Origin of the sequence: Dechloromonas sp. CZR5 (assembly GCF_008711155.1) — a bacterium.
In the GTDB taxonomy this organism is placed as follows: domain Bacteria; phylum Pseudomonadota; class Gammaproteobacteria; order Burkholderiales; family Rhodocyclaceae; genus Azonexus.
On sequence record NZ_VUYQ01000003.1, the window covers coordinates 425,190 to 437,209 of the forward strand.

Here is a 12,020-nt window from a genome sequence, read left to right on the forward strand (position 1 = left end):
GGCGCTCAGCCTGGCTTGCGCAGCAGGTCCACCCGCTGCGGATTGAGGAAGGTCGCGCCTTCGGGCGTCAGGTAGCTTTCGAACTTTTCCCGGACCTGCTGGTAGAGGGCCGGGGAAAGCCGATGGTTGGAGTGGGTAACCTGAATCATGCGCTGGTCGAACTGCGCAAAGTTTTCAAAGAAGCTGCGGGTGTTGAAGAACAATTCCTTTTCCAGCAGCAGGCGACCCTCCTCCACGGCGCGACAGATGGCTGCGAATGCGGCCTCGCGCACAATCTTCTCGTCGTGGAACAGCCGGAAAACCTCGTTCAGATCGCCGGCATAGACCGGCTCGGAAATCCAGGCCATGCCGCCGGGCTTGAGCACACGGGCGATTTCGCTCAGGGCCTGATCCATATGTTCCATCGGCACGTGATGCAGCGACTTGAACATCAGCACGATATCGACACTGTTGTCGTCGGCCGGAATGGCCTCGGCACCGCCGTGGCGGAAACTCACCGTAGGCAGGTCGGTGATTTCCAGATTGCGGGCATGCTGGATGTTATCGACCTCCAGCGCCACGACCTCGCGCGGTCGGCCGGTTTCCGCCAGCAAGCGGGTCTTCTCGGCCCGACCGCAGCCCAATTCGAGAACCGTCGCTGCATCGAACGGCAGTTCATCGAGCATCAGTCTGATTTCGTTGACCAAGTCGGCCTGGTCGGGATCGGCGATTTTCATGGTATTTCCATACGGGAGAGATGAACCGGAATATTAACGGATGATGATCCTGAGTATTCCGTCCATTTTCATTGGCGACAAGCCGGCCATATGCTTGCGTTATAGTCACGATCTCGCTCCCGAATGGCGCAAGCCCCGCCGCTAACCGTTTTGCCGTCACCATGAAACCGCTACCCTGCCCCTCCTGCCGCCAAACCATGACCAAGCACCGCTTCGAGCGGATGCACCATGGCGAAGTGACGATCGATCTGTGCTTCCCCTGCCAGGGCATCTGGTTCGATGAATTCGAGAGCGTGCAGTTGACGCCGGGGGGCATCGTCGAACTGTTCAAGCTGATCCATCAGCATCGCGACGATCAACGCCTGCCGTTGCGTGCGCCCTTGAATTGCCCGCGTTGCGACGACAAGCTGCTGCACGGGCTGGATGTCGCCAAGCATGGCGGCAAATTCAACTACCATCGCTGCCTGCAAAAGCATGGGCGCTTCACGACCTTCGCGCAATTCATGATCGAGAAGGGTTTTGTCCGTCAATTGTCGCCTGCCGAGGTGAACGAGCTGTCGGCCAAGGTGGGCGTGGTGCGCTGCACCGGCTGCGGCGCACCGGTCGATATCCGCCAGGATCACGCGTGCAGGCACTGCTCCGCCCCGATTGCGATTCTCGATGCCGATGCCGTCGAAAAGGCGCTGGCTCGCCTCCAGCATGCCGAAACGCGACGCACGACACGCGATGTCGAGGCCCTGGGTGACGCCATCGTGATGCGCGAACGGGCTGAATCGCGCCAGCGAAGACAGAATGCCGAGACGGAAACCGGGCTCGTCGATGTGATCGACCTGGTATCGGCCGGTTTCGAGCTGGTCTGGCAGGTGATTCGACGCTGACCCCGCGTGCCTGACGGCACCCGGCGCCAACAAATGCGGAAAGCCGGGGAATGGCGGTTACACTCCGCCCTTACCTTTTTCGGCACAGCCATCCCCGCATGCAAAAAGAAGTCCAGGAAAAACCCATCTACGCTGTTGTGGCAGCGGTACAGTTGCCCCACGTCAGCGATACCGAGTTCGAGGCATCGATTGCCGAACTGCGCGAACTGGCCAAGACGCTCGGCTACAAGGTCATCCACACCTTCACGCAAAAACGCGGCAGCTTCGACACCACCGGCTACCTCGGCATCGGCAAGCGCCAGGAAATACATCACTTCATTCGCGGCGAAGCCGCCATCGGCGACACCTCCTACCCGCCCACGCCGCACCTGGGGCCCATCGAAGCCATCCTGGTCGATCACGAAATTTCGCCGTCGCAAGCACGCAACCTCGAACTGGAAGCCGGTTGCGAGGTCATGGACCGGACCATGGTCATCCTCGAGATCTTTCATCGCAATGCCCGTTCGCGCGCGGCAAAGGCCCAGGTGGAGATTGCCCGTCTCGGCTACATGGCGCCGCGCCTGCGCGAAATGGCCAAGCTGGCGGGACCGCAAGGCCGGCAACGCAGTGGTGTCGGCGGTCGCGGGGCCGGCGAATCGCACACGGAAATGGATCGCCGCAAGATTCGCGACCGTATCGCCGAATTGCAGCTTGAAATAGCTGCCATGGAAGTCGAGCGCAAGACGCAACGCGCCCGACGCCAGGAACGCCAGGGCCTGGCCGGCGTAGCGCTGGTCGGCTACACCAATGCCGGCAAATCCACGTTGATGCGCGCGCTCACCGGCAGCGAAGTGCTCGTCGCCAACAAACTGTTCGCCACCCTGGACACCACGGTACGCGCGCTGCACCCGGAAAGCGTACCGCGCGTACTGGTCAGCGATACGGTCGGATTCATCAAGAACCTGCCGCACGGTCTGGTTGCCTCGTTCAAATCGACCCTCGACGAAGCGCTGGATGCAGCCCTGCTGCTGCATGTCATCGATGCCAGCGACCCCGGTTTCGAACGCCAGCTGGAAGTCACCAACGCCGTCCTGGCCGAGATCGGCGCCGATGACGTGCCGCGCCTTCGCGTCTTCAACAAGATCGACCATGTCGGCGACGAGGCTGCACAGGCGGAATGCACGGCCACCTTGCGCGAAAAATACCCCGACTGCATCGTGATGAGCGCCCGGCGCCCTGACGAAGTAGCCAGGCTGCGGGCCGCCATCGTCGCTTTTTTCCAGCAAGACCTGGTCGAGGCGGAACTCTTCCTGCCTTGGTCGGCCCAGCAGTTGCGCGGGCAGATCTACGCGCAATGCGAGGTACTTGAGGAACGGGCCGACGCCGACGGCGCCTATTTCCGGGTCCGTGGTGAAGCCTCGGTCCTTAAGGAAGTGAGCGAGAAACTCCCGCCGAGGAACTGACTGCAGATAACGCTACGGCCATGAAGGCCATGGCAAGAATCAGCAGAAAGCCTCCCAGATGCGCTAGGCCGCTTCGGGTGCCAGCAGGACTTTCGGCTTCAGTTCGACATGGCCTTCGTCGCCGCCCAGCCAGACGATCCCATCCTGAATGGTGCACTGCAGGCGCATGGTGCGCTCGGCCAGTGCAGCCAGTGCCTGCCCTTCCTCGACCGAGAGCGCCAGGACGCGCAGGTTTTTCTGGCCCGAAACCTTGCCGGAAGTCTGCTGCCACCAGATTTCGGCGGAACGGCCGCCATAGCTGAGCACGACCACATGGCGCGAACGGTTGCAGGCGCGGCGAACATCCTTTTCATCGGGCAGCCCGACATCGATCCAGCGCTCGATGGCACCCGTGGGATCCATTTCCCAGAGATCGGCCTCATCCTCCGTCGACAGACCGCGCCCGAAAACCAGCGCCTCCGAGGCATTCAGGGCAAAGGCAAGAAGACGAACCATCATCCGCTCGTCGGTTTCCGAGGGGTGACGGGCGATGGTCAGCGAATAGTCGCCGAAATGCGAGCGATCAAGGTCTGCCAGTTGAAGTTCTACCTTGAAAATCGTGGATTTGAGCGCCATGCCAGCCCCGGAAAAAGGGCGGATTATCCCACGAGCCGGGAACCTGGCAGGCAAAAACGACTCAATGGAAAGAGGATGGAAACCGGTACAATCAGCGTTTCCTGATGAAAAGGGTTTTTCCATGCGCCTGTCGATTCTTGCCTGCCTGCTCGCCTTCTGCACGATTGCCCGCGCCGAGGTGATCGACATCGACAACGCCCAGCTCGAACAACTGAGCCGTAGCGGAGTACCGGTCATCGACATTCGCCTGCAGAGCGAATGGGAGGAGACCGGCATTGTGGCCGGCAGCAAGCTCCTCACCTTCTTCGACGACAAGGGGCGCTACGACGCCGCAGCCTGGCTGGAAAAGGTCAAACCCATCGCCAAGCCGAACGAACCGGTCATCGTCATCTGCCGCACCGGCAACCGTACCAAGCCAGTAAGCCAATTCCTGTCGCAGCAAGCCGGCTACGCCACCGTCTACAACGTAAAGCAGGGGATCAAGGGCTGGATCGGGGCCGGCGGTCCGGTTTCGCCGGCTGCGCCGACGATTGCCTCATGCAAGACGGCAAAGACCTGCTAGCCCAGGCTGTCGAACGCAAGCGCTGCGCCAGTTGCCAACGCTGGAGCGGCCTGCGCTACCCCGGACAGACACCGGATATCGTCCTCATCGAATCCGAAACCAGCACCGGACTCTGCCAGGGCGGCCCCTGGAATGGCTCGGAACGCCGCGCACGTTCCGCCTGCGGTCATTGGCAATGCTGGCTGCCGGCCGCCAGCATCGCCACGGCACCCGCCTGACGAGCCCTCCCCGGGCTTGCTAGCGGCACTGCCACCGACCGGGCTTACGCCTCCCGGTCAGCGGCCAGCCATTTCAGCAAGATTTCGTAAAAATGTTCCGGATCGACGGGCTTGGTCAGGAAATCGTTCATGCCCGCCTCCAGGCACTGCGCGCGGTCTTCGGCAAAGGCATTGGCGGTCATCGCGACAATGGGCACCTTTCCTCCCTGCTCGCGAATCGCGATCGCTGCCTCCACCCCGCTCATCTTCGGCATCTGCATATCCATCAGGATCGCAGCGTAAGCATGCTTTCCTGCCATATCGACAGCCTGCCGGCCATCTTCGGCAATGTCCACGCGCATTCCCGCCTCTTCAAGCAGAATTCTGGCGACCTCCTGATTGATCGGTTCATCCTCGACGAGCAGCAACGAGGTGCCTGAATAATCGCGGCGCAGACGATCGAGGGCCGCGGTTTCGTCGCTCCCGCCCTTCTCCGGCATCTGGCTACCTTTGGGAAAACGGACCGCGAACTGGAATACGCTGCCTTTCCCGCGCGTACTCTCAACCTCGATCTGCCCCCCCATCAGATTGACCAGGTGCTGGCTGATGGCGAGCCCCAGCCCGGTACCTCCATACAGCCTCGTCATCGAGCTGTCGGCCTGCTCGAACGCCGAGAACAGCCGCCCCTTGTCCGCCTCCGAAATGCCGATCCCGGTGTCCCGCACGGCAAAGCGCAACAGCATGTCGTCGGGTGTGTTGTCGAGAATAGTCACATCAATGGAGATCGATCCCTGTTCGGTGAATTTGACCGCATTGCCGGAAAGGTTGATCAGCACCTGCCCCAACCTCAGGGGATCGCCCTGCAACACCTGGTCGGACAGCTCCGTCGGCACATGGGTCAGCATCTCCAAGCCCTTCGCCCGCGCCTTGTGGCCCATCAGGCTGATCAGGTTCTCGAACACCGGTATCAGCTTGAAATCGACCCGCTCCAGGGTCATGCGCTCGGCTTCGATCTTTGAAATATCGAGGATATCGCCGATCACCAACAGCAGATGGTCCGCTGCGACCTTGGCCTTGTCCAATTGCTCCCTGCCAACCGGATCGATCATGTGCGACCTGGCGAGCGTAATCATGCCCATGATGCCGTTGAGTGGCGTGCGCAACTCGTGACTCATGTTGGTGAGGAAGGTGCTCTTGGCGCGGCTGGCCGATTCGGCCGCATCCCTGGCTCGAACCAATTCGGCCGTCCGCTCCTCGACCAGTATCTCCAGATGATGCCGGTAGCGCTCCAGTTCCTCGCCGGCCGCCTTTTGCTCGGTAATGTCGTAACAGAACCCGATATAGCCGATGAAATCGCCCCGGCTGTTGAAGCGCGGACTCCCCAGATCGGCCAGCCAGCGATAACTGCCATCGGCGTGACGCAAGCGATATTCCATCGAAAACGGCAATCGCTGGTCAAAGTGCGTGACATAGCTATCCACGCAGCGCTGGTAATCCTCCGCGTGAACCCCCTCTGCCCAACCGTACCCGAGCTCCTGCTCCAAGGTTCGGCCGGTAAAGCGCAACCACGAATCGTTGAAGTAATCGCACAGTTTGTCACGCGTCGACGTCCAGATCAGCGCCGAACCGCTGTTGGCAAGGTTACGGAAATGCTGCTCGCTCTCCCGCAAGGCTTCCTCGGCTGCCCGACGGGCGGTGATGTCTTCGCCTGACGACAACGCACCGACGATTTCTCCCGATTCGCTATGCAGCAGGACGCTACGCCAGGCAACCAGGATTTCCCGACCCTGGCTATCGACAATCCTGTTCTCATACTGCTCGAGCAAAACCCCTTTGCCGGAGATCAGCCGATCAAAGGCCAAACGGGGCGCTGCCGAATGATCGTTCGCCAGGAAGTGTTCGAACCAGTCCATGCCGACCAGATCCTCCGCCGGCAGGCCGAGCATCTGGGCACCCTTGCGGTTGATCATCGCGATCCGGCCATTGACGTCGAGAGCGAGAATCAGCACATCGACGACATCCAGATAACGCTGGGCGTTATCGCGCTCGTGCCGCAGCGCCTCCGTGCGCTCGTGGATTTTCCCCTCAAGCGACGCATGCGACCGCTGGATCGCTTCTGCCATCTGGTTGAATGCCGACGACAGCTGATGGATTTCGGCTGTATCGCCGGAATTGACGTTCGTGCGTACTGCCAATTCGCCACCGCCCAAGCGATGGGCGTCCGTCGCGAGCTGGGCGATGGGTGCGGCCATCCGCTGCGCCACTATCCGCACCAGAAGCAGCGCCCCAAGGCACAGCAATAACCCGGCTATGCCCAGGTTGATCGCTCCGCCTTTCAAACCAGCCAGGGCTTGCGCCTTGCTCTGGACCATGACCAACGTGTTTCCCTGCGTTCCGCTGAGCGGTAAAAACCTGAACGCCGCCAGATAGTCATTTCCTTTCGCATCGGTCAGCGTCAGACTGCCCTCGAAACCGGGCGCCACGCGGGAAATCGCCTCAACCAGGTTCGTGTGTTTCCGAGCGTGAACAATAGGCTGCCCTTGACCGTCGAATACGATGGTTTCGCTGCCTTGCAGGGTCGAAACAGCCTCTTCGCTACCGGAAATCAAATAGGCCGCATCGAGGATGGCAACCAGAATGCCCACCGGGTGGCCGGTATTCGGTCCATCGCTCTGTACACCCCGAACCTGCCGCATGATGATCAGATGGCTGCGCCCGTTCCACATGACCTGATCGATCAGTTCGCTAATACCCACCTGAGTAACCGAACGAGCCAGCTCCGGATCGAAGAAAACCTCACCCAGCCCCTTTCCGGAACCGGAGCCGACTACCTCCAGGCTGGCAGGATCAATCGCGTACAACTCGACGTAGCGGTCCGGATAGGCGCGCTGCAAACGGTCGAACAACCGGTCGAGAGTTGCCTGAATGTTCGGGGAGCCCTGGGTAAACTGCTGGCCAAGCCCGGAATTCTCCGACAACACCATCATGTCACCGCGTCGCTCCATCAGCTTGCTGCCGAAACTCCGCTGTGCATGGTCAGCTGAAATCTCCAGCAAGCGGCTGGCCTCGATCAGGCGCTGCGTACTGGCACCGTTCATGCCGAGCAATGGGAATCCGAAGTACCACAACATCAGGGTACAGCCCATCAGCACGACAAACAGCGCGCCAAAATATCGTGTGATACGTACCGAGAAAGATTGTTGCATCGAAACTCGCCGCTTACTCCGGATAATCGAAACGCCCTGTTTCGGACAAACGGGCATCGGCCATGATGTTGGGCAGGATATCGTTGTCCATGGCCGACTCGACATTGGCCCAACTGGCATCGGCCGGCAGTTTACCCAAGCCCTTCAGGAAATCGAAGGCAACCTTCAACGGCGGTTGTGCACGCGGATTGACGATGATGCGCGGCGCCGAGGGAATGCTCAACAACTCTTTTCGGGTAATTCCGGCAATCTGCTCAAGGGAAATGTCACTCTTCTTTCCGGAGAACGCCTCGGCATCGTCCTTGACCCATTGCGCCGCCTTTTCCTGGTTATGCCGAGAGACACGCAACCATTCGATGGCGCGAACATAGGCCGCAACCAAGACGTTCACAGCCTGCGGCGAGCGCTGGGCAGCCACCCTGGAAATCACGAAATAGTCGGTACTGGAACCTCGAAAAACGATCCGATTGGCGCCACTATTGGCAAGCGCGACAGACGGGGCAGGCTCCCAGGCGGCAAACGCTTCGATCTCGCCGCGTTCCAGCGCCGCCGGCATCTCATCCACGCGCATCGGAACCAACTTGACATCCTTTTCCGACAACCCGGCAGAAGACAGGCCCTGCAACAACGTCTGATGCGCACTGGAGGCCTCGACATAAGCAATACGCTTGCCGGCCAATGCACCGACTTGCGCCCTGCCACGCGCCACAATCGCGGTCGGCGACTGTTTGACCAGCCCGACGATCAACACCTTGCCGGAAGCGGCGGACATCAAGGTCGGCATGTCACCCAGCAAGGCGGCATCGAGACGGCCGTCGGCCAGCGCGGGCAACATGTCGGCCCCACGCTGGAAAGGGTAGGTCAGCAGCGGATTCCCCATGCCCTTGAGCTTCTCGAGCAGAATCCGATCCCGTCGCATGACTGAACTCAAGACACCGGAAGGCACGCCAAGTGGCTGCACGCCCATGTCGATGGCCGGCGAATTCCGATTCAGGCCATATTTGTCGACATAGGACTCGAAAGCCTGCGAACATGGCAAAAACATCACAAACGCCATTATCGCAATAAACCATCGGCCATCACCAAAAACGCCCATGCACGCTCCTTCTGGAATTTTTATCAGATTACAAGCATGCAAGACATTGAACAAGCGATAACAGCAAGCAAATGGCATAAATCTGGCCTCACCCGACCAAAAACAATCCAATCAGTGCAATTTCACCGGGACAGGATTCGGCAACGGCAGCCAAAAGCGAAAGTTGACGATGCGAACACCGGAGGGCAAACCGGTAGCGGCAACTGCCCTGCACAGCTCAAACACTTGCCGTAGCCACTACCTGACAACACGGATACCTCCAGAGTATGCTTCATCAATCAAGCAGCACCATCGACATTGATTCGCCGTGAATCTGGAAAGGTAGCCAAGGAACTTGCCATCCTTTAGGAGTTATCGATGCCATACGAAATGAAATGGGAAGAGCGCGGAGTTTATTCAAGATTCTTCGGCGTAGTTACCGGCGAAGATGTGCTGGCGCATGCGAAACGCATCGGCAATGATCCGCGGGTTTCGAAACTCAGCTATCAAATCTCTGATTTCACAGCTATCGAAGACCATACCGTAAAACGCTCTGACGTTTTATTTGCTGCCGCAACCGATTCGGTCCTCAAATCGGTTCCTCTAGCCGTCATCTACTCCCAGCAACGCCCCGAAGATCTGGAGTTGATCGAGCTTCATCGCAATTCCTCTCTGATGAAGAGCAGGCCAATGAGATTTTTCACGAGTGAGCAAGAAGCGCGTGCATGGCTCGGAGCAATTGCCTGCTAACGACTTTGGAATACCTCATAGCAGGCCGGCATGTCTTGAGCCAACCCGATCCTGATCTCCATCGATTAGCAAGGCAAACGCAGTCGCCTGTTATGGGTCCTGCAATTTCCGCCTAGGGTCAAATACCGTCAAACAGCCATCGCGCATTCGCATGACGAGGGTTGAGCGGATTCGGGATCTTGCTCTCAGCTTGATGGCTGAAAGATATTTTTATGCGAGCCAAATTCCCACATAGCCAGAAATGATCTAGACCGCCTGGGCGGTCTAGATCATTGATACTTTGGGTCGCCAACTCATACAGTTTTGTAGGGCGCGCAAGATGAAGAGGCAATGATAAGAATCATCAATAACTCATGTAAGGCAGCAATTTAATTTATGCTTTTGGAGTTATTTTGGCTTTTCTCGCCACCTTTTTCTTGGTTGGCGCATTTACTAGAGGTTCGTTTTCTCCTGAATTCAACGTTTTTTCTTCCGCTGCTTCGGTCTTTTTTTCTGCAAGAACGATTTTACGTTCCATCTGCGCCAAGAATGCATTTCCCAACGCAGATACACAACTCCGTCGATACCGCACGCCAGATACCTTTTCGTTAATGGTGAGACCATGAACCTGCAACTTTGGACAGACGTTGTGATACATGAACGACTCCGCTTCAGATGCTTGGCCTGAGTTAGTGACACCGTTTACGATCGCCTCTTTGTTTTTAAAGAAAAGAGAAAGCAGATCTACAGTTCTTTCCTCACCGTCTGCTAGGTTTGCGGGAATTTTAATGTCAATCTTGTTTAGAACTTTCTGCAATTCGGTAAATTTTTCGGATTGGACATCCTGTTTGTTAACCGTAGCAGCACGTCGTTCTAAATTCGCTATAGTCTCTTTTAAAGCTTTGTTTTCGTCCGATAATTTTTTTATCTCATCAAAGAGTGGCTTTGTATCAATAATCTCATCTGCTGACACCCACCCCTTTAAATCCCGATTCGCTGCGAAGTCTGCCAAACTTTCGTGGACGCACAGTTTTATATCCTTGTGATCTTCAAAGAATGACGAGATATTGCTTAGTACTTTTTCGCGGAAAAGCGATAGCTCCTTTGGATTTTCTTTTTCCCCCCATCTGGTGCCATTGCTACAAATCTTAGCTTCTAAGGCTGATTCGGTAATAACGACAGCGAAAGACGGCTTTCCTTGTTCCTGTGCATAGTCATATTCGAGTTCGGTGTAGCTAATTCCAGACGTTTTTTCAACTGAACCGTAGCGTCCGCCCAGAATTAGCATGTAAACATCTGACTCATCAATCCACTCTTTGATGGTGGACATCTGGGAACGATCCCCAGAAGTAAAAAGCTCCATGCCGGCAGGTATGTGGCCTGACTTCAATATCGCACTGACAGCGGCTTGGCGTTCCTCTAGTAAGTCACTGTATGTACTAGAGATAAATACTTGTAGCTTTCTTTTCAACTAGAGCCCCGCTTATTTAAGAGTAATCAGTCAACCCTCCTTAGCATAGTGTCTGCAGAGAGCTTCGAGCTCCCCATCTAAGTAACACGGGGGGCTATAGGATTAATAATGATCTTTAATAAAACCGTACCAGCCCTCCTTAAGGCTTTGCTTGATTTTCTACGAGTGATAATTCCACATTGCCACGCATCGCCGATGCAATCGCTCCACACACGTCAACGGATGAGTAGGTATGTTGCGCGGGGAAGAACACCAGCGGCAATCCGGCCTTCCTGCAGACATCTTCGAGAAACTGGTCGCGGCCCTTCCGGGCTTCCTGGGCATGTGACCTGTCATTCAATTCAATGGCACAGACTGGCTTGAGGTCGGTTGGACTGCACAAGACAAAATCGAAGTGCTTGGCATTGATCCGGTTGAACGCGCGTTGCCAGACGGATTTCGGCTTTCCTTTTTCCACACCGATGACATCGGCCACGCGCACCTTGCCGAACACCCGGAAGTCCGAGCCGACCGATTGATCGAGAACGCCGAGAAAAGAGCGTTCTGCCGGGGTAAACAATCTATCGCCCAAGACATAGGGCAATTCAACATCCTGCCCAGATGAAGACTGGTTGCGGCGCTTGAGGGCAAAAAAGCCAATAACAACAATAACAAAGATTAGAAGCAGCAACCAGCGCATGAAACTCTCGATAGTTTTGGAATTAATTTAGGACAAAAGAGTACCCTGTTTGCATTCCATCCTCAAGGGAAAAGCATCAAAAAGGCTAATGGCAGACTACAAGCGCCGTCAGAAAAATGCCGGCACCGACGATCAAGCCAAAGCGAATCGACGTGTTCTGCCTGGCCTTGCGCATGAAGCGGAAAGAAGGAATAGCGGGATTTGCCAAACAGTATCTGCGCCACTTCGTGAGCGTGATTGGCGTGACCGGCAATCAGGTGGCGATGGCTGGCGGTAATGCAGCCTTGGCTGCGGTTATCGCAGAAACAAAAAAGGGCACTTCTTGCGAAGTGCCCAAATCTGTATTGGGTTGGCTCCCCGACCTGGGCTCGAACCAGGGACCTACGGATTAACAGTCCGGCGCTCTACCGACTGAGCTATCGGGGAATCGGTACTGTCGGCAATTGCTGC

At 57.1% G+C, this 12,020-nt stretch carries 11 protein-coding genes and 1 tRNA gene; 5 read left to right on the forward strand and 7 right to left on the reverse strand.

Translation table 11 applies throughout. From position 1 onward, the window contains the following. Window positions 1-5: 5 nt before the first annotated feature. Entirely contained in the window at window positions 6-716 is a 711-nt protein-coding gene (locus F1002_RS10915; protein WP_150429054.1) for a class I SAM-dependent methyltransferase, read from the reverse strand. Window positions 717-877: 161 nt separating this feature from the next. Here F1002_RS10915 and F1002_RS10920 point away from each other — a divergent pair, with 161 nt between their 5' ends. Both F1002_RS10920 and hflX read left to right on the forward strand, forming a co-directional pair. Beyond that, window positions 878-1,594 (forward strand): zf-TFIIB domain-containing protein, encoded by a 717-nt coding sequence (locus F1002_RS10920; RefSeq protein ID WP_150429055.1) that lies wholly within the window; start codon window positions 878-880, stop codon window positions 1,592-1,594. Between the two features lie 98 nt (window positions 1,595-1,692). Beyond that, window positions 1,693-3,036 carry a GTPase HflX gene (gene hflX / locus F1002_RS10925; RefSeq protein ID WP_150429056.1) on the forward strand — a complete coding sequence of 448 codons (1,344 nt, stop codon included), beginning with the start codon at window positions 1,693-1,695 and terminating at the stop codon, window positions 3,034-3,036. Window positions 3,037-3,099: 63 nt separating this feature from the next. Here hflX and F1002_RS10930 read toward each other — a convergent pair whose 3' ends face one another. Then, entirely contained in the window at window positions 3,100-3,651 is a 552-nt protein-coding gene (locus tag F1002_RS10930) for a YaeQ family protein (RefSeq protein ID WP_150429057.1), read from the reverse strand. Window positions 3,652-3,772: 121 nt separating this feature from the next. Between F1002_RS10930 and F1002_RS10935 the strand changes: the two genes are divergently transcribed. Together F1002_RS10935 and F1002_RS10940 are read left to right on the forward strand one after the other, a co-directional pair. Then, a complete protein-coding gene (locus F1002_RS10935) occupies window positions 3,773-4,213 on the forward strand; it encodes a rhodanese-like domain-containing protein (protein WP_191090369.1) in 441 nt (146 codons plus the stop codon). Next, window positions 4,189-4,431: a hypothetical protein gene (locus F1002_RS10940; protein WP_223879550.1), complete on the forward strand. Its 243-nt coding sequence runs from the start codon at window positions 4,189-4,191 to the stop codon at window positions 4,429-4,431. Before F1002_RS10935 ends, F1002_RS10940 begins: the two co-directional genes overlap by 25 nt. Window positions 4,432-4,475: 44 nt before the next feature. On the opposite strand, the gene F1002_RS10945 is transcribed toward F1002_RS10940, so the two are convergent. Beyond that, on the reverse strand, window positions 4,476-7,616 hold the full coding sequence (locus F1002_RS10945) for a PAS domain-containing hybrid sensor histidine kinase/response regulator (RefSeq protein WP_191090370.1): 3,141 nt from the start codon (window positions 7,614-7,616) through the stop codon (window positions 4,476-4,478). A 13-nt stretch (window positions 7,617-7,629) separates the two neighbouring features. Next, on the reverse strand, window positions 7,630-8,661 hold the full coding sequence (locus F1002_RS10950; RefSeq protein ID WP_191090371.1) for an ABC transporter substrate-binding protein: 1,032 nt from the start codon (window positions 8,659-8,661) through the stop codon (window positions 7,630-7,632). A 408-nt stretch (window positions 8,662-9,069) separates the two neighbouring features. Between F1002_RS10950 and F1002_RS10955 the strand changes: the two genes are divergently transcribed. After that, window positions 9,070-9,441: a hypothetical protein gene (locus F1002_RS10955; protein WP_150429061.1), complete on the forward strand. Its 372-nt coding sequence runs from the start codon at window positions 9,070-9,072 to the stop codon at window positions 9,439-9,441. 373 nt (window positions 9,442-9,814) lie between these two features. On the opposite strand, the gene F1002_RS10960 is transcribed toward F1002_RS10955, so the two are convergent. The 3 genes from F1002_RS10960 to F1002_RS10970 form a co-directional block, all read right to left on the reverse strand. Further along, window positions 9,815-10,891: a DUF4062 domain-containing protein gene (locus tag F1002_RS10960; RefSeq protein ID WP_150429062.1), complete on the reverse strand. Its 1,077-nt coding sequence runs from the start codon at window positions 10,889-10,891 to the stop codon at window positions 9,815-9,817. Window positions 10,892-11,030: 139 nt separating this feature from the next. After that, window positions 11,031-11,570, reverse strand: coding sequence for a DUF2726 domain-containing protein (locus tag F1002_RS10965; RefSeq protein WP_150429063.1), 540 nt, complete (start codon window positions 11,568-11,570; stop codon window positions 11,031-11,033). A 350-nt stretch (window positions 11,571-11,920) separates the two neighbouring features. Further along, window positions 11,921-11,996, reverse strand: a tRNA-Asn gene (locus tag F1002_RS10970). Between the last annotated feature and the right edge of the window lie 24 nt (window positions 11,997-12,020).